The organism is Pseudochrobactrum albidum, from assembly GCF_051851455.1.
Taxonomy (GTDB): Bacteria; Pseudomonadota; Alphaproteobacteria; order Rhizobiales; family Rhizobiaceae; genus Pseudochrobactrum.
The window spans coordinates 412,113-433,185 of record NZ_JBPVTR010000024.1 but is presented as its reverse complement, the minus strand read 5'-3'; the positions used below and the strand labels follow the sequence as shown (position 1 = coordinate 433,185).

The 21,073-nt window shown below is 51.0% G+C and carries 17 protein-coding genes and 1 riboswitch; of the genes, 12 read left to right on the top strand and 5 right to left on the bottom strand.

Annotation, left to right across the window (positions count from 1 at the left end):
* Positions 1 to 205: 205 nt before the first annotated feature.
* Positions 206 to 1,486 carry an ATP-binding protein gene (locus ACSTTO_RS13095; protein WP_439273825.1) on the top strand — a complete coding sequence of 427 codons (1,281 nt, stop codon included), beginning with the start codon at positions 206 to 208 and terminating at the stop codon, positions 1,484 to 1,486.
* A 35-nt stretch (positions 1,487 to 1,521) separates the two neighbouring features.
* On the opposite strand, the gene ACSTTO_RS13090 is transcribed toward ACSTTO_RS13095, so the two are convergent.
* Positions 1,522 to 2,793 carry a GNAT family N-acetyltransferase gene (locus ACSTTO_RS13090; RefSeq protein ID WP_439273669.1) on the bottom strand — a complete coding sequence of 424 codons (1,272 nt, stop codon included), beginning with the start codon at positions 2,791 to 2,793 and terminating at the stop codon, positions 1,522 to 1,524.
* A gap of 306 nt (positions 2,794 to 3,099) precedes the next feature.
* On the opposite strand from ACSTTO_RS13090, the gene ACSTTO_RS13085 reads away from it, so the two are divergent.
* The gene (locus tag ACSTTO_RS13085) at positions 3,100 to 4,107 is read left to right on the top strand and encodes a glycosyltransferase family 2 protein (RefSeq protein ID WP_439273668.1); all 1,008 of its coding nucleotides are present in this window, start codon (positions 3,100 to 3,102) and stop codon (positions 4,105 to 4,107) included.
* 69 nt (positions 4,108 to 4,176) lie between these two features.
* Here ACSTTO_RS13085 and ACSTTO_RS13080 read toward each other — a convergent pair whose 3' ends face one another.
* The gene (locus ACSTTO_RS13080; protein ID WP_439273667.1) at positions 4,177 to 5,472 is read right to left on the bottom strand and encodes a lipopolysaccharide biosynthesis protein; all 1,296 of its coding nucleotides are present in this window, start codon (positions 5,470 to 5,472) and stop codon (positions 4,177 to 4,179) included.
* Between the two features lie 343 nt (positions 5,473 to 5,815).
* Between ACSTTO_RS13080 and ACSTTO_RS13075 the strand changes: the two genes are divergently transcribed.
* Genes ACSTTO_RS13075 through ACSTTO_RS13055 form a run of 5 tightly spaced genes read left to right on the top strand, consistent with a single transcriptional unit; the run spans position 5,816 to position 11,964 of the window.
* The gene (locus ACSTTO_RS13075) at positions 5,816 to 7,378 is read left to right on the top strand and encodes a GumC family protein (protein ID WP_439273665.1); all 1,563 of its coding nucleotides are present in this window, start codon (positions 5,816 to 5,818) and stop codon (positions 7,376 to 7,378) included.
* Positions 7,359 to 8,774, top strand: a complete 1,416-nt coding sequence (locus tag ACSTTO_RS13070) for an O-antigen ligase family protein (protein ID WP_439273664.1) — start codon at positions 7,359 to 7,361, stop codon at positions 8,772 to 8,774. Before ACSTTO_RS13075 ends, ACSTTO_RS13070 begins: the two co-directional genes overlap by 20 nt.
* Complete coding sequence (locus ACSTTO_RS13065) at positions 8,771 to 9,550, top strand: polysaccharide deacetylase family protein (protein ID WP_439273663.1); 780 nt, start codon at positions 8,771 to 8,773, stop codon at positions 9,548 to 9,550. The genes ACSTTO_RS13070 and ACSTTO_RS13065 overlap by 4 nt, the downstream gene beginning before the upstream one ends.
* Before the next feature lie 39 nt (positions 9,551 to 9,589).
* On the top strand, positions 9,590 to 10,834 hold the full coding sequence (locus tag ACSTTO_RS13060; protein ID WP_439273661.1) for a glycosyltransferase family 4 protein: 1,245 nt from the start codon (positions 9,590 to 9,592) through the stop codon (positions 10,832 to 10,834).
* Complete coding sequence (locus tag ACSTTO_RS13055) at positions 10,831 to 11,964, top strand: glycosyltransferase family 4 protein (RefSeq protein WP_439273659.1); 1,134 nt, start codon at positions 10,831 to 10,833, stop codon at positions 11,962 to 11,964. Before ACSTTO_RS13060 ends, ACSTTO_RS13055 begins: the two co-directional genes overlap by 4 nt.
* Positions 11,965 to 12,125: 161 nt before the next feature.
* Here ACSTTO_RS13055 and ACSTTO_RS13050 read toward each other — a convergent pair whose 3' ends face one another.
* Positions 12,126 to 12,683 (bottom strand): GcrA family cell cycle regulator, encoded by a 558-nt coding sequence (locus ACSTTO_RS13050; protein WP_439273658.1) that lies wholly within the window; start codon positions 12,681 to 12,683, stop codon positions 12,126 to 12,128.
* A 655-nt stretch (positions 12,684 to 13,338) separates the two neighbouring features.
* Between ACSTTO_RS13050 and ACSTTO_RS13045 the strand changes: the two genes are divergently transcribed.
* From ACSTTO_RS13045 to ACSTTO_RS13035, 3 genes are all read left to right on the top strand, one after another.
* Positions 13,339 to 14,532 carry an aspartate aminotransferase family protein gene (locus ACSTTO_RS13045; protein WP_439273657.1) on the top strand — a complete coding sequence of 398 codons (1,194 nt, stop codon included), beginning with the start codon at positions 13,339 to 13,341 and terminating at the stop codon, positions 14,530 to 14,532.
* 12 nt (positions 14,533 to 14,544) lie between these two features.
* Positions 14,545 to 15,471 carry an ornithine carbamoyltransferase gene (gene argF, locus ACSTTO_RS13040; RefSeq protein ID WP_439273655.1) on the top strand — a complete coding sequence of 309 codons (927 nt, stop codon included), beginning with the start codon at positions 14,545 to 14,547 and terminating at the stop codon, positions 15,469 to 15,471.
* 176 nt (positions 15,472 to 15,647) lie between these two features.
* Positions 15,648 to 16,640, top strand: a complete 993-nt coding sequence (locus ACSTTO_RS13035) for an Hsp33 family molecular chaperone (RefSeq protein WP_439273824.1) — start codon at positions 15,648 to 15,650, stop codon at positions 16,638 to 16,640.
* A gap of 58 nt (positions 16,641 to 16,698) precedes the next feature.
* On the opposite strand, the gene apaG is transcribed toward ACSTTO_RS13035, so the two are convergent.
* Together apaG and ACSTTO_RS13025 are read right to left on the bottom strand one after the other, a co-directional pair.
* Positions 16,699 to 17,109, bottom strand: coding sequence for a Co2+/Mg2+ efflux facilitator ApaG/CorD (apaG, locus tag ACSTTO_RS13030; RefSeq protein WP_439273653.1), 411 nt, complete (start codon positions 17,107 to 17,109; stop codon positions 16,699 to 16,701).
* A 69-nt stretch (positions 17,110 to 17,178) separates the two neighbouring features.
* Positions 17,179 to 18,375, bottom strand: coding sequence for an O-succinylhomoserine sulfhydrylase (locus tag ACSTTO_RS13025; protein WP_439273652.1), 1,197 nt, complete (start codon positions 18,373 to 18,375; stop codon positions 17,179 to 17,181).
* 99 nt (positions 18,376 to 18,474) lie between these two features.
* A riboswitch (SAM riboswitch) is annotated at positions 18,475 to 18,554 on the bottom strand.
* Between the two features lie 199 nt (positions 18,555 to 18,753).
* Between ACSTTO_RS13025 and ACSTTO_RS13020 the strand changes: the two genes are divergently transcribed.
* Positions 18,754 to 19,845, top strand: coding sequence for a 2'-deoxycytidine 5'-triphosphate deaminase (locus ACSTTO_RS13020; RefSeq protein ID WP_439273823.1), 1,092 nt, complete (start codon positions 18,754 to 18,756; stop codon positions 19,843 to 19,845).
* 142 nt (positions 19,846 to 19,987) lie between these two features.
* Positions 19,988 to 20,983 carry a GlxA family transcriptional regulator gene (locus tag ACSTTO_RS13015; protein WP_439273650.1) on the top strand — a complete coding sequence of 332 codons (996 nt, stop codon included), beginning with the start codon at positions 19,988 to 19,990 and terminating at the stop codon, positions 20,981 to 20,983.
* The last annotated feature ends 90 nt before the right edge of the window (positions 20,984 to 21,073 follow it).

The following is a 21,073-nucleotide window of genomic DNA, read 5'->3' as shown; positions in this document are numbered from 1 at the left end:
TTCTTTTGGCGGCAAAATAATCTGGCGTCACAACCAGCCTCGTTATAAGGGATTGAGGCGTAACGCACTGCCTGCATACATGCAAGATGACAAATGTAAGGGCAGGATGGCAGATGTAAGGGCAATTTGCAGATAGATGGCAACAGGTCAAAAACAATATAATGGGCACACTGCGCCTGCAGTGGCAAATATTGGGGACGGGGAAATGCGGCAGGGCAGATTACGCAGCCTTATCAATCATATGCGCCGTTGCGTGCCTTCGCTGTTTATCTTGTTCCCGCTATTATTGTTGTTGCTTTATTGGGGCGTTTCGCTTCTCATTGCGCTGATTATCTGTTGCTTGTTGTATGGAACGCTGGCTGTTGCCATGGGGCTCAGTGCCCCGCAACCGGTTGCTGTTGCCGTTAAAACCGGCAAAGGGGATGGGCCTTTATCACGCCTTTCCGGAGAGCGGCTTGCCGATTTTTTGCCGGATCCACTGGTGCTTTTTGATGCTGATGGCACAATTCTTTACATCAATCATGCTGCGCGGGAGGCTTTTCCGCCGCTTGCACGTGATACATCCTTATATTTGTGTTTTCGTTCACCGGAAATGCATGCGCTTATACAGGGCATTCTTGCGGATGGTCAGGCGCGATCTACAGATTATCTGGAACGCCTGCCGCTGGAGCGCTGGTATCGTGCATCGGTCATGACATTTGAAACGGCTGAGGGCGAAGCGGATTGTTTCATTCTTATATTTCGGGATCAAACAGATCTGCGCCGTATTGACCGGATGCGCGCGGATTTTATTGCCAATGCCAGCCATGAATTGCGCACGCCCCTGGCATCTTTGCGCGGGTTTATCGAGACTTTGCAGGGGGCTGCAAGGGATGATGCTGCTGCACGTGATCGCTTTTTAGGAGTTATGCAAAAGCAGGCAGACCGCATGTCGCGTCTCATTGATGATCTTCTGTCTCTGTCGCGCTTGGAGATGAAAGCGGCTATTCCTTTAAAAGAGCGGGTGGATATTGGTCTGATCCTGAGCCATGTTGTTGAAACACTCTCGCCAATGGCCACTGAGGCTGGTGTGCGCATTGAGTGGACAAAGCCGGATCATCCTGTCTGGCTACCGGGGGATAAGGATGAGCTTATTCAGGTATTTCAAAATTTGATTGAAAATGCCTGCAAATACGGCCAGTCAGGCAAGCGTGTTGTGGTAACGCTGGATGAGTATGACAATAAACCGATACCTAATGAAGCGGAGAATATGCGCGGCTTTTCCGTTCGTGTCGAGGATTTCGGCCCCGGCATTCCCGCGGAGCATATCCCGCGTCTGACTGAGCGTTTTTATCGTGTGGATGTGGACAGCAGCCGCTCTCATAAAGGTACGGGGCTGGGGCTGGCAATTGTCAAACATATCCTTACCCGTCATCGCGGCCGTTTAATTATCCGTTCACAATTGGGGAAGGGTTCGGTCTTTACGGCTGTTTTTACCGGTAATTGAAAACCGGCAATTCCGGCGCAAAATGCAGGGCAAACTCACTTATACTGAAAAAACCGTATGATCCGCCATTTGAACGGCCGTATTTTCTGCCAGAGCGATGTTGCGCGCAGCGCAGCCATAGACCTTTGGCGTATATAATAGATTTTGCCTTTCAAACTGTTGCATAATACCATGCGCATCAGCGGAATAGTCAGATTGCAATTGCGCAATTTCCACTCTTCATCGCCAACACCAAGATCCAGGCAATCATAGCCTTGTTTTTTCAGGTCTTTAAGCAACAAATAATGCAGAATATGACCGGGCGAATATTTGGCCCAGCCTTGCAGATCAGAGGCAATCATAATGCCGTAATAATGCGGGCCGCTGACTAAGCCCCACATAGTGGCAATAATTTCGCCATCCAGTTTGAGTGCCGAGAAATGTAACACGCCGGCATCATGAAAAGCCTGTGTGGCCGCGATGAAATAATGGCGTTTTTCCGGATATTGTTCAAAGCCGGGGACTTGCGTTGCTATAAAACGCTGTTGTTTTGCCTCAAGCATAAAATTCAGGAAATTTTGCCGCTCGGCATCACTTTGTGCCACCACAAATTCACATCGGCCGATTTTTTCAAGATTGCGCAATTTGCGGCGCAGTGCCTTGGGGCGCACAAGGCTTTGTTCAATGCGCTCCCAATCATGGGTCAGAACAGTGGCATGGCTGTTGGCGCCATTATTATGGTTTGCCAATAAGAACAACGGATTATGCAGCTTGCCCAGTTTTTCCGGCATATTATTGAAATCAGCAAAATCAAAAGGCGGCAGGGCTTTGATAATTTGCTGCCACAGATTTTCAGCCTGCAAACGCGTCCATTCTATGCCGCAGGAAAATATAATGGGCGCATTATAATCGGCAACGCCCTGATCGGTGAAGGAAAGTATCTTGACGCCATTGCGTTTAAAAATGGCGAGCGGCAGAAAAATAACCGGCAGGCCATCTTCTGTGCGTACTTCAATAAGGCATAATTGTGCTTTTAGAACAGGTGCATAGGTTTGTTCCCATATTTTCAGAAAAGTTGTGGTCTGAAAAATATGATAATTGGGGCTGGTATGCGTTTGGAGCTTTCCGGGGGCGTCTTTTTGTGCGGAAGGCCATTCGGCAGAAACATCATCCGCCTTGTGATAACAACGGATATTGTAGCGGGTATAAAGCAATACAAGCGGATTGCCGGTTGGAGTGCTGCGGTTTTTCTCAGGCATGCCCATAGCCTTGGTCAGGCTGATATTCATCTCATTAACAAGAAGCCGTGCTGAACCGGAAAATGCCATATTATTTATCCCGCTCCATTGATAATTGAGAAGGCCAAAGCGCCGCAGATACAATCATCCGTCGCGAACAAGGGTACGCTGACGCAATTGTGTAAATAATCTCTTAGAGAAAATTATATATGACATAATTACCTTAATAATTTACAGAAAAGGTAAATCCTGAGTTAATATTTATATATTTTTGCGTGTATATAAGTAAAGTAAAATATTATAGATTTATACTTCCGGTCATTATTAATTGTATTTTATCATTCTTGTGCCTATATGCGGCTGAAAATTGTAATGATCAGGCAGGCAGAGGTTAGAATGACGGTCTCAATCATTATTAAGGCGCTGAATGAAGAGCGGCGGATTGCAGCGGCGATTGAGAGCGCTCTGGCGGCTTTGCCGGACGGGCAGGGCGAGGTTATTCTGGCTGATAGCGGCTCCAGTGACAAAACTGTTGAGATTGCCCGTCAATATCCGATTATCATTGCGCAGATTGAAGCACCGGCAAAGCCCAGTTGCGGGCTGGGGCCGCAATTGGGCTTTCAATATAGCCGCTATCCTTATATTTGCCTGATTGACGGCGATATGGAAATTGCGCCTGATTTTATCAAGCCTGCAATGCAGTTTTTGCAGGAAAATCCGCGTGTTGCCGGTGTTGCCGGCCATGTTGTTGAGCAAAATCAGGACAGTTTGGAATATGTGCGCCGTGATCAGGTGAAGGTGGCCTATAAAGGTGTGGGCGTGGTGGACCGCATCAATTGTGGCGGCCTCTACAGGCGTGAGGCGATTGAGGAAGCAGGATATTTTTCTGATCGTAATCTGCATTCCTATGAGGAATATGATCTTGGGGTGCGTCTGCGCACAAAAGGCTGGACATTATACCGTCTTGACCGGCGCTTTGTTTATCATACCGGTCATGAGGTGAATGCCTATAACCTTCTTGTCAGGCGTTGGCGGTCAAAATATATCCGTGGTATTGGTGAGTTATTGCGTGGCGCTGTCGGCAAGCCATATTTGAAAAATCTTTTTGCTGAATTACCTGAATTGCGCTTGTGGATGATGGTTTATGGCTGGATTTTTGCCATGATCATGGTGCTGGTTCTAATTTCGGATATCAGGCTTGCATTGCTGATTGACCTGTGCTGGCTGATCGGTGCTGTGCTGTTAATGGGTATCAGGCATAAGAATTTGCAAATTGGTCTTTATTCGGTAGTGGCGTGGTTTTTTCATGCCGCCGCCTTGCCGCTGGGTTTCTTTTCACCACGGATTGATCCGGCAGCCACTATTGAAAGCAAGATCATTCATAAGCCGGAACAGGCATCCTGATCAGGGTGAAACCAGCCTGGAAGTGCCGGTTCTGCCACGCATAAGGTTTTGTCAGTCTGTTAAAACATTTTAACGCGCACTTGTTGTTTGCCGGCGGATCAGCCGGCGCAACATCCACCAGACAGCGGCAGCGATTGCAAATTCAATCAGATAGATTGAAATAAATGTACCCTGCGGCGGCATTGCCCATGTGGCAAGCGCCAGAACCGGCGCGCCTAGCAGATTGCCAATATTGAGAATAACCGCGCGATAGCCATGTTCGCCGGCTGCGCCCATGGTTTCAACCCCGATTGACCAGAGCGCATAAGGTATGATTACCCAGCACAGGATCTGTGTGAAATAGACCATCAGCTGATATTCATGACCGAAGATCAGCGGCAGATAAGGGGCAAGGCAGTAAATAACAATTGCGGTAAAAAAGGCGATGCCAAGCGCAATAAACAACGCCTTTTTTGCCAGAGGCCAGGCTTTGTCGATCCCGTTGGCGCTCAGCCGTGCCAGCCGCGGATAAAGCAGCCGGTTCATAGCGTCAATATTAAGATAGCTGCTGTCAACAATGCGCCTTGCAACACCATAACTGCCGATAATGGCAGGGGAGAGCAACAGGCCGAGCAGCAATAAATCTATATTCTGGCGCAGGGAGCGGAAAATAAACGGTGTTGCGAAGAAAATGCCAAGTTTTATCTCTTCCCGCACCAGACGAAATTGCGGTTTGCCAAGGCGCAGTAATATTGCCCAATAGACCAGCAAAACCAGCAAATGGCAGAAAAACTGCCACCATGCCCAGCCATGAATCGTGCTGACACCAAAAACCACGCAACCAAATATTGCCGCCAATGTACGAGCAAAGGCAAAGCCGACAACAGAGAGATTGGCAGCCTTGAAATTGCTGTGGCCGATATAGATTGCCTCTACCAGTAGGATAAGGCGCAGCAATACAATATTGGTAATAAGATAAAGAAACATATCTGTATTGCTGGTAACCGGATCATCAGAAAATGTAATCCAGAAGGGTAAAATAATCATACCGGCAGCCACCAGCAATGCGCCGCTGATCGTGATAAGAATGAGATTATGCCCGAGCATAGCCGGATATATGGCTTTGTTCTGCGCAACACGGCGCAGCAGACATTCCGCCCCGCCCATACCACAGACATGAACTGCTATGCTGGTAACCGCCATGATGGTGATAAACAGGCCAAATTCTGATGCACCGAGAAAGCGCGCAAGTACGGCAAAGGTAACAAGCTGAGCTGCGCTTGCCAAAATCAGGCTGCCGCTGGAGGCCATATAGGAAAGGAGAGAAGGAAGATAATGGCGAACCCGTGCAAGCAAACTGCCATCCTTCAATTCCATATTCTTCATTCTCTTTATGCCCCGTAACCTCTTTGGATATAAACCGCTCTAGAATATTTAGCCGACAATTGAAACCGTTTTACAAAGGTAAATTTTAGAAAAAATATAATATTTACCGCTTATATTACTAATATTTGAATACACATGAAGTAAATTATAAATTCAGGAAAATCCCAATATACCCTATTTGTTAACCATTTTTTTTTAAACATATTATCGGGGCATGCACAGGATTGTGTTGCACTGATCCGCGGTGATTTCGAACCCGTCTGACAGGGCTGGATTCAGGGTAAAATGCTCCGGCAATGATAAATCTGGTAATGTCAAACTGATCACGATAGTGAAGCGCTCTATGTATACTTTGCAAGAACTGGCACAAAAGGCAAAGGCCACCTCCGGCGAGAGTCGGGGCTCTCATCCTGCAGTGCAATCTTATGCAGGTCAGTCGCGGGCTTATACAGCAGCGCAGGCCCGTTCATATGATCAGGTTGAAAGCGTGAATGATCCGGCAGTCATGTTGAGTGAGGGGCTGGCCTCGGTAACATTTACCGCGCTGGTTGGCTGGATATTGCGCTATTGGGTGCTGATTTTGCTTCTGGCTCTTTTAGGTGCCGCGGCCGGTATTGGTTATGGCAAGTTTTCAAAGCCGCGTTTTAGCGCCACAACAGATATTCTGGTTTCTCCTTCCAATCTTCAGGTTGTGCCAAATGATGTATACATGCCCAGCATGCAGGCCGAAAGCCAGTTGATGGATGTGGAAAGTAAATTGCGCATCCTGACAGCCGTCAATGTGCTGCAGCGCGTGGTTGATGAGCTGAAATTGCAGGACGATCCGGAATTTAATGGCACTGAAGCCGGATTTTTGAGCGGAATTTTCGGAGCTTCTTCCAAAACAGATGCTGGTATTGATCCGCAACAGGCGAAAAATATTGCGGCATTGCGTGAATTATCCTCGCGTGTTGACGCGCGTCGTCCGGAGCGCTCTTACTTGATCAATTTAACAGTATGGGCGCATGAGCCTGAAAAGGCAGTTCTGCTGGCCAATGCAATGGCGACAGCCTTTCAGGAGGAGGTGGCGCAGAATGAGCAGGACGGAGCTGCCCGTGCCGCCCGCGCTCTTGCTGAACCGCTGGATGAGCTGAAAAAGGCTGCAACAGAAGCCGAGATGAAAGTGGCGCAATTCCGCAATGCACAGGGGTTGCAGGCCAGCACAAATGGCGAGCTGGTGAGCACGCAGTCTTTGACCCAGATCAATACCCAGCTTATCAGCGCCCTGACACGTCAGGCCGAGGCCAAATCACGCTATGATGAATTGACTGGTGCTAAAAATCAGGCGCTTGACCCGTCAAGCACCCTGCAATCTCCCACACTGACTGCCTTGCGCACACAATATGCAACATTGAAGCAGCGTCTGGATGCAATGGCCATGACTTACGGGCCCCGCTACCCTGAGCTTGTGAGCGCGCAATCCCAATTGGCCGGATTGCAGGCGCAGATCACACAGGAAACAAACCGCATTCTGCGTGCGGCAAAGCTTGATCTTGATCAGGCAAATTCAGTGGTTGAATCGCTGCGCCGCCAGACAGAAGGCGCGCGTTCTGTCGTGTCACTGGATACGGATGCGCAGGTTACGCTGAATGATCTGGAACGGGATCGTCAGGCAAAGACAACGCTTTACCAGACTTATCTGACCCGTGCGCAGGAAATTGCCCAGCGCCAGCAAATTGACGCTACCAATATCCGGATTGTCTCGCCGGCCTTGCCGCCTAAAAGCCGCTCCTGGCCTCCGGGAACGGCACTGCTTGCCATTGGCGGTGCAGTTGCAGGCGGCTGTATTGGTGTTGCCGTGGCTATGATGCTTGGTTTTGCCGGATTGATGCGCGGACAGCGTCGCCATGTCTCTGTTGCAGGTTGATCTTCACTCTAAAAGAGCCGGAAAATTAGCTGATCTGCCGGTATATATGCCCGGTCAGGCTGGCGCTGTGCAGCCGGATATAAAAAATATTCTGGCAGTCATTTTGTTTATGATGCAGTTTTTCTATTTATGGGTGACTGTATCTCCCTATGCACCGGAATCAGCCTCCGCAACGGTTGAGTCAGCGCCTAATCTGCTGAACCAGCTTTTTGCAATTGCTTTGCTTGGCGGTGCGTTTTGTTTTTTTGTTTATAGCCCGCGCAGGGCGTTAATTCTGCAGCCAAGGCTTTTGACAGGGCTGATGCTGGGCTGGCTATTTGTGACGGCGATATTTTCGCCGCAGCCTTTTGATGCTTTCAAGCAATTTGTGCTTTCGGCAATTCTTATGATCAATGCCTCTGTCATGTTATTGCTGCCGCGCTCTGAAGAGCAATTTGCCAAAATGATGATAACAGGCTTGTTTATCATGCTGGGCTTTGCCTATTTTGGTGTTATATTCAAGCCGGCACAGGCAATTCACCAGTTTTCAACACAGCTGGGCGATGAGTTGCTGGGCAATTGGCGCGGCCATTTTATTCATAAAAATGTTGCATCCGCGGCTATGGCTATCAGCGGTTTTTATGCCTTTTACGTGAAGGATAAAGGCTTTCGGCTGGCAGGCTGGCTGATCCTGATTTTATCCGTGTTTTTTTTAACACATACGGGGGGAAAAACCTCCACGGCGATGTTTCCGCTGATATTATTGATTGCATTTGTTTTTGAAAAATTGCGCTGGACACGCTGGCTGATCGTGATTGGCGGTGTGGCTGTGATGAATTTTCTGACTGTCGGGGCAGCATTGCTCCCGCCGGTTTATGATTTTGTGGAATCGCTTGGGGTTGATCCGACCTTTACCAATCGCGCTGATATCTGGCGGCTGGCTGTGCGGCCGATTGCCGACAGGCCTTTTCTGGGGCATGGTCTGCATGGTTACTGGTTATCTGATGCGCTGGTTCATAATGATACGGTTGAAAACTGGGCGCCCACAGCATTTAACGGGCACAATGCCTGGGTTGATGTTTTGATCAACTTGGGAATATTCGGTTTTATCCTGTTATTCTTTCTGGTTCTGTTGATGCCTTTATTTTATATTGGGCGGATAAGCCGGAAAAACGCCTATTCACCCCTTGTGCGGCTTTATGTTCGCATCTGGCTTTACGGATTGTTTGGCAGCGCGCTTGAAAGTGCGTTTTTTGAAACCGGCAGTTTGTTGTGGATGAGCATGATGATGGTTGTCTTCGGCCTTCGGCTGCAAGTGGTGGCAGTGCCGCTTGCTGCAGCAGGCAAGGTGGCAGTGCAACAAAAAAAATCTCAACCGGCTGGATCGGCCTTGGCCGCAAAGGGGCCTGAAACGTGAAGAAAAAATTGCAATATTGGGCAGGGCGAATACAGGCATATGCCATGCGCCGTCTTGCTGCCAGAACATTCAATGTGGCAGCGGATAAACCGGTTGTTTCTTTTACCTTTGATGATGTGCCCGATAGTGCCCTGCACGAGGGGGCTGCGCTTTTGGAAAAATATGGATTGCGCGGCACATTCTATATTGCCGGCGGCCTTGCGGGGCGGGTGGAAACTGACCGCAGCCTGATTGATGAGCAGGGCATCCGCACTTTAGCGCAACGCGGCCATGAAGTGGGGTGTCATAGTTTTGCCCATCGCAATACGGCAAGGCTCAGTCTTGCGCAATTGCAGCAGGATATTGAGCAAAACAAAGCGTTTCTTAACCGTGTTTTGGGCGCTGTGCAAAACGGGCAGGGGCGCAGGCTGAATTTTGCCTATCCCTATAATGCGGTTTCATATTTTGCCCGTGCATGTCTGGCGCGCAATTACCGTTCCTGCCGTGCGGGTGAAAACCGGATCAATCGCGGCGCCGTTAGCCTGCAGATGCTCTATGGTATGGAGATTGGCGGGCCGCAAGAGCAATGCCTGCAATTGAAACAGCAGATTGATGCGCTGAAGGCGCAACCGGGCTGGCTGATTTTTTTCACCCATGATGTGGCGGCAAACCCCACAAGCTATGGCTGTACACCTGAAAATTTTGAAGAGCTTATACGCCATACAGTTGATAGTGGCTGTACGGTTTTAACGGTTGATGAGGCGCTGGATTATTATACGCAGCGGCAACCGGCATAAATATGATGTTTGGCCGCAAGGCTGGTGACAGGATGAGATATGAAAGCTGATCATAAGCCGCAACGTCTGCTGGCTATTAATAATTATTTCTACCGGCGCGGCGGCGCAGAGGCGATTTTTCTTGATCATATCCGTATGTTTGAGGAAATCGGCTGGGATGTTGTGCCTTTTGCCATGCAGCATCCCGATAATCTGCCGTCAGACTGGGCGCGTTATTTTGTATCTGAAATTGAATATGGCCGGCAAAGCTCGGCACTGACAAAACTGCGTCAGGCGGCAAAAATCATTTATTCCCGCGAGGCGCAGCAGAATTTGAGCCGCTTGCTGGAGGTTGCAAGGCCCGATATCGCCCATGCGCATAATGTTTATCACCATTTGTCGCCAGCAATATTTGCCACGCTGAAAGCGCAGAATATTCCGGTGGTGATGACGGTGCATGATCTTAAACTGGCCTGCCCCGCTTATAAGATGCTGGTGGATGGCCATGTGTGTGAGCAATGTAAAGGCGGGCGGATTTACAATGTTGTTGCCAATCGCTGTATCAAGGGTTCGCTGCCTTTAAGCGGTCTGGTGTTTGTTGAAACCGCAATCCACCGCATGCTTGGGCTTTATCGCAATAAGGTTGACCGCTTTGTTGTGCCAAGCCGTTTTTATCGTGAAAAGCTGATTGAATGGGGCTGGCCGCAGGAACAGCTGGTCTATATTCCTAATTTTGTTGAAACCAGGCATTTGCAGCCGGTTTATGAGGCGCAGGATTATTTTCTGTTTGCCGGTCGTCTGGCACCGGAAAAGGGGCTTGGCACATTAATCCGCGCTGCGGCAAAAGCGGGTGTAAAACTGGTGGTCGCAGGCACAGGGCCTGATGAGGCAGAATTGAAGGCGCTGGCTGCAGAGCTTGAGGCGCCGGTTGATTTTGCCGGCTATGTAACCGGTGAAAAACTGCACCGCCTGATCGGCGAGGCAAGGGCGCTGGTGCTGCCGTCTGAATGGTATGAGAACGCGCCGGTCAGTATTCTGGAGGCTTATGCGCTTGGCACACCGGTGATCGGGGCGCGCATTGGCGGTATTCCCGAGATGATCCGGCAAGGGCAAACGGGGCTGATTGCTGAAGCGGGCAATGCGGATGATCTGGCAGATCAATTGCGCCGCATGGCTGCTTTGCCCGATGCGCAGCGCAAGGCCATGGGGCTTACGGGGCGTGAATGGATCTTGAGCGATTTTTCCGCTTCTGCTTATCGCAACCGTATGCTCGAGCTATATGCCTCGCTTGGAGTAGGCGCATGACTGCACACCAAAAACCTAAAGTGATGATGCTGGGGCTGCGCGGCGTGCCGCAAATACAGGGCGGGGTGGAAAAACATGTGGAGGAGCTTGCCCGTGTTTTTGTTGAAAAAGGCTGGGATGTCGAGGTTTTGGCGCGCAAGCCCTATGTGGCGCAAAAGAAACCCTATCAATGGGAGGGCGTGCAGGTAACCCCGCTCTGGGCGCCGGTCTCCGCTAAATTTGAAGCAATCGCCCATACATTTCTTGGCGTGCTGGTGGCGGCTTTCAAAAGGCCGGATATTTTGCATATTCACGCAATCGGCCCTGCTTTGCTCACCCCGTTGGCACGGTTGCTGGGGCTTAAAACTGTCGTCACGCATCATGGGTTTGATTATAACCGTGATAAATGGGGCACCTTGGCGCGCAAAATGCTGAAAACCGGTGAATGGGCGGGCATGCGTTTTGCCGGTGAGCGCATTGCGGTTTCCGGTCATATCGCCAGGGCAATGAGTGATCGTTACCATGTGCCGGTGCAATTTGTGCCCAATGGCGTAACCCTGCGCGCCAATACAGGGCAAAGCAATATATTGCAGAAATTCGGGCTGGAAGCCAAAAAATATGTGATCATGGTGGCACGTATTGTGCCGGAGAAAAACCAGCATGATCTTATTGCTGCCTTTGCTGCCATGCAGGCATCGGGCTTGCACCGGGATAAGAAACTGGTGCTTGTCGGTGCGGCAGATCATCAATCGCCCTATGCCCGGCAGGTGGAAAAACTTGCACATGATACACCCGGTGTGGTGTTAACCGGCGTGCAGCGGGGCGATGATCTGGCGGCGTTGTTTGGCCATGCGGCTTTATTTGTGCTGCCATCAAGCCATGAGGGAATGCCCATTGCCCTGATGGAAGCCATGGGATACGGGCTGCCGGTGCTGGCCAGCAATATCACTGCCAATCTGGAAGTTGGATTGCCAAAAGCGGATTATTTTACTTTAGGTGATGTTGAGGCGCTCGCAACACAAGTGGCGGGCAAGCTTGACCAGCCTTTCAGCGCCGAACAGGCTGCACAGCAAAGTGCGGATGTGGCTAAAACCTATGGCTGGGCAGGAATTGCCGATCAGACTTTGGCGGTTTATCGGCGTCTGCTCTGAATTTTACCTGTATACTTCTTACAAGTTTTGTGAATTCAGGCTTTGGCTTTTTATCAGGGCGGCTCCGGTTGAAATGAAACGCCGGAGCCGCTTTGACAATTTTATTCTCTCGCATCAGCGCGCAAAGGCGCGGCATATTTTCAGGTGCCGTAAATATTGCCTTAGCGGGCGCGGCGGCGCTCCGCTGTCGGCTGGAATGCAAGCTTGGAATGATAGCTGCAATAGGGGCTGGATTCTCCGGATTCATGGCCGCAAAAATGAAAATCTTCATGCAGCGGGTCACCGATCGGCCATTTGCAGGTGCGCTCGGTAAGTTGCAGCAGGGTCAGGTGGCGGGAGATTGGCACAACCACATTTTCATTTGGCAGGATAGCCGGTTCGGCAACGGCATCCGCCAGAACCTCGGCCTGCAATGCTGCAGCACCTGCCGTTTTCATCACGGTGGCGCGCATAGCAGGCTGTGGCGCGGCGCTGGCATTGCCGGAAGGGGCGCTGGCGGTATTGGCCGCACGTGGTGCTGCAACCGGTGCTGCTGCGGTTTTTTTGCTGCGCGGTGCGGCAGTTGTGGTTTTGCCGCGTCCGGAAAGTTTAAGCCGGTGCACTTTGCCAATCACCGCATTGCGGCTCACACCGCCCAGCTGGGCTGCGATCTGGCTTGCACTCAGCCCCTCACTCCACAACTTCTTGAGAAGCTCGACGCGTTCATCTGTCCAGTTCATTGTGGCTCAGGCTCCGTTCTTTATAATCTTTATAGCGTCCGGCTGACATTTTTCAGCGCCTGATCAAACAGGCGTCATATGTACCGGACAGCTGGCGCTGTCGCACTTAATCTAGTCTTGCTTTAATATGAAACTACCTTAAGCAAGGACGCAGTGACAAGCACGGCATCCGGTGCTGAAATGGTTTTCCCCAACCTTGGGGGTCAGCGGGCATTTAATAGGCCGGTTTTTTTAAAATACAAGGTTTTCGTGCAACACTGGCAGGTTTATTTTATATCTATGCCTCTGAACGGCTAATGTGAAGGGGGGATATGCTGAAAGCCTGATCTTTTAACCGTGCCATGGTTGCAAGGGCGGTTTTGTACTATGTGCAAAATACGTAATATGTATAAAATACAGGGGCAGCGTCATTTTGCGCCGCCCGATATTGTATTTTCAGGTAAATGAAACAGCGTCTTTTGATTGACATTTAATTCATGCCGAACAATAGTGCATTGTCGAGCCGCCCCGAGGGCGGCTTTTTGATTTCATTTGCGCACAACATCACACCTCCCCGCGGGATCTGCCACATGGCAGTTTTTAAAAATTTTTGGAGAACGGGGATGGCTGGTGGTGCTGCCGCTTCAATTTTAAAGGCTTTGGAGGCCTTATTGGCATGACGACTGCGACTGTGCACCCGCTTTACGACACCTATAATCGTGCAGCGTTGCGCTTTGAGCGAGGGGAAGGCGTTTGGCTGATTACCGAGGAGGGGGATCGCTATCTGGATTTTGCAGCGGGCATTGCTGTTAACTCCCTTGGCCACAGCCATCCGCATCTGGTAAAGACATTGCAGGAGCAGGCTGCAAAATTGTGGCATTTGTCCAATGTCTATGAGGTGCCGGGGCAGGAACGTTTGGGTAAGCGCCTTGTTGAGAATACTTTTGCCGATAAGGTATTTTTCACCAATTCCGGTGCAGAAGCACTGGAATGCGCCATCAAAACCGCCCGCCGCTATCATTATGCCAATGGAGAGGCAGGGCGCTACCGCATCATTACTTTTGAAGGCGCGTTTCATGGCCGCACCCTTGCAACCATCGCAGCCGGCGGTCAGGCCAAATATCTGGAGGGCTTTGGCCCTAAGGTTGATGGTTTTGATCAGGTGCCGTTTGGTGATGAGGCTGCCCTGCGTGCCGCAATCACAACTGAAACCGCAGCTATCCTGCTGGAACCGGTGCAGGGGGAGGGTGGTCTGCGCGTTTTCCCGAATGAGTTTCTGCGTCTTATTCGTCAGATCTGTGATGAAAACGGCTTGTTGCTGATTTTGGATGAAGTGCAGACCGGCGTTGGCCGCACCGGCAAATTCTATGCCTATGAATGGGCGGGCATTGAGCCTGATATTCTGGCAACTGCCAAGGGTATTGGCGGCGGCTTTCCTATGGGGGCCTGCCTTGCAACGGCAGAGGCAGCCAAGGGCATGGTTGCCGGTGTTCACGGCACCACTTATGGCGGCAACCCGCTGGCAATGGCTGTTGGTGAGGCGGTGCTTGATGTGATGCTGGCAGACGGCTTTTTTGAACATGTCAATGAAGTGGCCTCGCAGTTCCGGCAGGGCATGGCGTCAATCATCGACCGCTATCCGGATGTGTTTACGGAAGTGCGCGGGCGCGGCCTGATGATCGGCCTCAAATGTGCCGTGCCCAATACAGATGTTATTACCGGTCTGCGTGCAGAGAAAATGCTCAGCGTTGGTGCGGGTGATAATGTTGTGCGCCTGTTGCCGCCGCTCACAGTAACGGCGGATGATATGCGTGAGGCACTGAACCGGATTGAAAATGTCGCAGCCAAGCTTTCCAAAGCTGCTGCGTAAACGGTGATAATAATGACAAGTGACAAGACTTTAAGGCATTTTACCGATCTCTCAGCAGTAAGCCCGCAGGATCTGCGCTTTATTCTGGATGAGGCGCGCGCCCGCAAGGAACGTTTGAAAGCCGGTGAGCGTGACAAGCCGCTGGAAGGCAAGGTTCTGGCGATGATTTTTGAAAAACCGTCAACCCGCACCCGCGTATCCTTTGATGTGGGCATGCGTCAGCTCGGCGGTGAAACAATCATGCTGACCGGTTCGGAAATGCAGCTTGGCCGCAGTGAAACCATTGCGGATACGGCAAAAGTCCTGTCACGCTTTGTTGATGCTATCATGATCCGCACCACCTCGCATGATCGCATGCTGGAGCTGGCTGAACATGCGAGTGTGCCGGTGATCAACGCATTGACGGATGATACCCATCCCTGCCAGATCATGGCCGATATTCTTACCTTTGAAGAGCATCGCGGCCCGATCAAAGGCCGCACTGTTACCTGGAGCGGTGATGGCAATAATGTGCTGCACTCCTTTATTGAGGCGGCGGCACAGTTTGATTTTCGTCTGAATATTGCCACCCCCGCCGGCAGCGAGCCCTTGCCGCATTTTCTTGACTGGGCAAAAACACGCGGTGCAAAAATCTTCTCCACCACCAATGCGCAGGAAGCGGCTGCCAATGCTGATTGTGTGGTAACGGATACATGGGTCTCTATGGGGCAGGAAGATAATGCCCGCGGGAACAATGTTTTCATGCCTTATCAGGTTAATGCCGCCTTGATGGCCAAGGCCAGTCCGGATGCCCTGTTCATGCATTGCTTGCCGGCGCATCGTGGTGAGGAAGTCACCGATGAAGTGATTGACGGCCCGCAATCGGTTGTGTTTGACGAGGCGGAAAACCGGCTTCATGCACAAAAGGCGATTTTGACCTGGTGCCTTGAAGGACGCTGATCCTTCCCTATCTATAAACCAACTTGACAGCCGGCATGGTGCCGGTTTGGGTTGCACGCATTTGCGGCTTGCAGTTTGGTGAACACCCTGCAGGCCGCCTGCCATTTTGCGGGGCGGATTTGCTGCCTGTATAAAGAGATGTAAAGATGAACCACCAGACCAGCACAGACCAGATAATGCTAAAGCCGATGCCCGATCCTGTTTCCCTGTCCGGTGATGATGTTGTTGTGCCGTTTCAGGTTGAGGGGCTGGATGTGCGTGGCCGCACCGTTCAGCTCGGGCAGGCGCTTGACAGTATTTTGAAGCGCCATAACTATCCGGAAGTTGTCTCCCGTCTGCTTGGTGAAGCTGTTGTTTTAACAGTCTTGCTTGGCACATCGCTGAAATTTGAGGGTAAATTCATTTTTCAGACCCGCTCTGACGGCCCTGTGGATATGCTGGTGGTGGATTTTCGCACGCCGGATGCAATCCGCGCCTATGCCCGTTTTGATGAATCTCGTGTGAGTGAATTTGTGGCTTCGGGAAAAACCAGACCTGAAGATATGCTCGGGAAGGGCACATTGGCGCTTACCGTTGATCAGGGGGAGTTTACCCAGCGTTATCAGGGGATTGTTGCGCTGGACGGCTCATCGCTGGAAGATATTGCCCGCAATTATTTTATGCAATCGGAGCAGATTGCAACGGAAGTGCAGCTGGCTGTTGCGCGTTTGCTGGAGCGCGGTGCTGACGGCAAGCCAACGGAACAATGGCGCGCAGGCGGGCTGATGGTGCAGTTTTTGCCGCAATCCGAATTACGCGCCCGCCAGCGTGATCTGGATGGCGGCGATAATCCGGACGGCTCTGCGACAACACAGGCGAGGGTTGAGGATGAGTGGCAGGAAGCCCGTTCATTGGTTGCAACCATTGAGGATTCTGAATTGACTGATCCGCAGGTGCCGTCAGAACGCCTGCTGTACCGGTTGTTTCATGAGCGCGGCGTGCGTGTCTATGAGGGCACCAAAGTGGCAGATCGCTGTGCCTGCTCGCGGGACAAGATTTTTGGCGTGCTGAAAGGTTTTTCGGCAGAGGAACTTGAACACAGCACGGAAAACGGCAAAATCTCGGTGACCTGCGAATTCTGCTCCACACACTATGATTTTGATCCGGCAGAAATCACCGCCGCACAATGACAGGACAATATAAAAACAGTGCCTGCCGGATCCGGCAGGCACTTGCCATCCGTATATTTTAGTTCAGGACGGGTTTATACCCCGGCATATCGAGTGAAAATGCGGGAATGGTAATGGGAAATAATTTTCCCTCATCTGTACTGCCGGCCTCATGATTTTGCATCATATAGCTGCCGGACATCATGCCGGAAGATGTTGTGAGCGGGCATCCGGATGAATATTGATAGCTGTCACCCGGTTTCAAAAACGGTTCCTCACCCACAACGCCTGGGCCGTGCACTTCTTCCGTGCGGCCATTGGCATCGGTGATTTTCCATGAGCGCGAGCGCAATTGCACCGCAATATCAGAATGATTGATAATGGTAACGCGATAAGCCCAGACAAACCGCTGTTCATCCGGAGAAGATTGCTCTTCCAGATAAAACGGCTCAACAATAACCTCAATATTATGCGTAACCGCGCGATACATGGGCAACCAGCCGTAAAATCATCAGATTAAGGTAAGAGGCTGCGGATTATCCCGCAACCCCGTGATCTTTTAGCCTTGAGCGGCCTTCAGCGCAAAGTCAATATCCTCCAGCAGATCTTCTGTATCTTCAAGGCCAATGGAAAGTCGCAATAAGCCATCAGTAATGCCAAGTTCAGCTTTGGCCTCATCGCTTAAGTTTTTATGTGTGGATGTGGCCGGATGGGTGATCAGGCTTTTTGCATCACCAAGATTATTGGAAATGCGAATGACTTCCAGCGCATTTTCAAAGGCAAAAGCTGCTTTTTTGCCGCCCTTGAGCTCCAGCGCAATCATGGTGGAGCCGCCGCTCATCTGCTTGGCAATAATATCGGCCTGCGGATGGTCTTTGCGTCCGGGATAAATCACGCGGGCAACGGCATTTTGTTGCGCCAGAAAATCGGCAATCTGTGTAGCTGAGCGGGTCTGTGCTTCTACGCGCACCGGTAAGGTTTCCAGCCCTTTCAGCATCGCCCATGCATTGAACGGGCTAAGCCCCGGGCCGGTATGGCGGAAATAATCCTGCAGCACTTCTGTTGTCCATTCACGGTCGGAGAGAATAACCCCGCCAAGACAGCGCCCCTGACCGTCAATATGTTTGGTAGCAGAATAAACCACAATATGGGCGCCCAGTTGCAGCGGCTTTTGATAGAGCGGTGTGGCAAACACATTATCCACAATCAGCCTTGCGCCGATTTGATTGGCAAGTACCGCAATTTTTGCAATATCCATCACTTCCAGTGTCGGGTTGGTCGGGCTTTCCAGAAACATGACTTTGGTATTGGGGCGGACGGCATTTTCCCAGTTTTCAAATTTCACGCCGTCAATCAGGGTAAATTCCACACCATATTTGGGCAGCAGGGTTTCAATAATATAGCGGCATGAGCCGAACATGGCCTTGGCAGCCAGCACATGATCACCTGTTTTTACCTGACAAAGAATGGCCGCGGCAACTGCTGCCATGCCGGAAGCGGTGGCGCGGGCTTCTTCAGCGCCTTCAATAGCGCACATGCGTTTTTCAAACATATCGGTGGTTGGATTAGCATAGCGCGAATAGATAAAGCCGGGATCCTCACCGGTAAAACGGGCTTCACAGGCCTCGGCACTGTCATAAACAAAGCCCTGTGTTAAAAATAATGCCTCTGATGTCTCGCCATATGGGGTGCGGGTTGTGCCGCTATGGACAAGCTGAGTTGCGGGGCGGAATGTGCGGATATGTTTCTTTGTCATCGGTCCAACCTGTAATAAGGCCATATGCAGGATAACCGGCAGGGTGCGGAGCGCACTGGCCAATAAAAAACCGGCCTTTGCCCGAATACGCAAAAAGACCGGTTATGAACCGCGGCCATATTTAGCGAATTCTTTAACGTGGCTGCAAGCCGGCCGGCCAAATCACCACGGTAATTTTGTAAGACTATTGCGTTTATGCTGTCAAGAGCGGCATTTTGCCCGAAAATTTAAAAATGCGTATGGATGATCTGCAAAAAGCTGAATTTATGGTAGTTGTCTTTTAACTGTTAAAGGCTATGGAACAGAGAATGCCGCAGCCCGCCCGCCTGAAAAAGGGGTGCGTTTTTGCTGCGGATTCTTTGTGCAGGACTGGACAAAATAATGACCCGAGATAGCGGAATATTGGCAGACAGCGATATTGCAGCCTTGTTTGAAACAGGGGCGCTTAAGGCCGGACGCGCGCTTGATTCTGATCAGATACAGCCTGCAAGCCTTGATCTGCGGCTTGGTGCCAAAGCCTATCGGGTACGTGCTTCTTTTATGCCGGGGCCCGATACGCCGGTGATGGATAAGCTGGAGCGGCTGAAACTGCACGAGATTGATCTGCGTGAGGGGGCAGTGCTGGAAACCGGCTGTGTTTATATCGTGCCGCTTCTGGAAAGTCTGGCACTGCCGGCAGAACTTTCGGCTTCTGCCAATCCTAAAAGCTCGACAGGGCGACTTGATATTTTCACACGTGTTATCACCGATAATGCGCAGGAATTTGACAAGGTCTCTGCCGGTTATCACGGGCCGCTTTATCTGGAGGTCAGCCCGCGCACATTTCCCATTGTGGCACGTACCGGCTCCCGCCTGTCACAAATTCGTTTTCGCAAGGGCTCGTCTTTGCTGGGTGAGGAGCAACTGGCCGCATTGCATGCGCAGGAAATATTGGTTGCTTCCGCAATGCCGAATATATCCAATGGTGGTATTGCCCTGTCAATTGATCTTCAGGGGCAGGAAAACGGCCTGATCGGCTATCGTGGCAAACATCATACATCGGTTGTTGATGTGGATAAGCGTGCGCAGCATGATGTGCTGGATTTCTGGGAGCCGATTTATGATCGGGGCACGCATGAGCTGGTGCTTGATCCGGATGAGTTCTACATTCTTGTTTCGCAGGAGGCGGTGCATGTGCCGCCGCTTTATGCGGCAGAGATGACCCCGTTTGACCCGCTGGTGGGTGAGTTCCGTGTGCATTATGCCGGTTTCTTTGATCCGGGCTTTGGTAATGTTGCAGCAGGCGGCAAAGGCAGCCGCGCGGTGCTGGAGGTGCGAAGCCATGAGGTGCCGTTCATACTTGAACATGGCCAGATTGTCGGCCGCCTGATTTATGAACATATGCTCAAGCGGCCAAAGGCGCTTTATGGCAGTGATCTTGGTTCCCATTATCAGGCGCAGGGTTTGAAGCTTTCCAAGCATTTTCGCTGAATATTGGCGCATTCAGGCCGCAAGGTGCGGAAATATTCGCAAAGTCTTTACAAAAGCCGCGGCGGACTTTATCGCTCAAAATGCATCTGTCCTTTAAGGATAGGCGGATTTATGCGTTTTTGGGGGAGTGCTGCGCAAAATCATGGTAACAGAAACACACCGCACAATAAAAACCGCAGGGAGTGAGCCTCACCGGCTGATGCTGGGTATTATTGTGTTGCCGGGTTTCACTTTATCTGCGCTTAGTCTGTTTCTTGATCCTTTTCGTCTGGCCGCTGATGACAAAGACAAAAGCAGACAGATCCGTTGTGGCTGGAAAATCTGCACCTTGACCGGCCTGCCTGTCGTTTCAAGCTCTGGCCTTGCAGTTGAGCCGACCGCACCGATCGGCGCACTTGATGATTGTGATTATATTGTGGTGGTTGGTGGTGTTTTGCCCCATTACCGGCCGGGGCAAAACAGGCTGATTGAGCTGTTGCGCCGTATGGACAGGCAGCGCAAAAATGTGGTCGGGCTTTGTACGGCTGCCTTTATTGTGGCAGAGGCCGGCTTGCTGGAGGACAGAAAGTGCTGCGTCAACTGGTTTCATAAAGAAGATTTTCTGCAATTATTTGATGGTTTTACCGCTGATACCACGAGCCAGTTTCATCGCAGCGGCGCGCATTTTACCTGTGCAGGCGGTTTGGGGGCGGCATCTTTGGCGTTGTCGATTATTCAGGTGGAAATATCCGAGGAAATGGCGCGCAAAAGTGCATCAATCCTGATGTTTCCTTATGAATTATTATCTTCCGAGCAGCCGGCGCTGAGTTTTAATGGCGTTCGCTCGCCGATGATCCGCAAGGCCATTCGTATTTTTGAAGAAACACTGGAAGAGCCGCTGGCCATGGCCGATGTGGCACGCAGGCTTGGTATTTCAACACGCCAGATGGAGCGGGGGTTTAAAACCGGACTTGGTAAAACCGCTTTTCAGGTGCGCGAGGAATTGCGGGTGCAACGTGCCAAGGAATTGCTGATGGCGGGCGGGTCGTCTCTGCTTGAGGTGGCCGTTGCCAGTGGTTTCACGGATACGCGCAGCATGAACCGTTCTTTTCTGCGTCAGAAGCAGAGCTTGCCACGCACTTATAAAACCGGACGCTGAAGCTTTCAGTCTGGTTTTAGGCAGCGGTTGCAAGGCTTGTCATTGGTCATATTCGTGCTTATTTGTTGTTTTTAACAAAGGAGTTCTGTT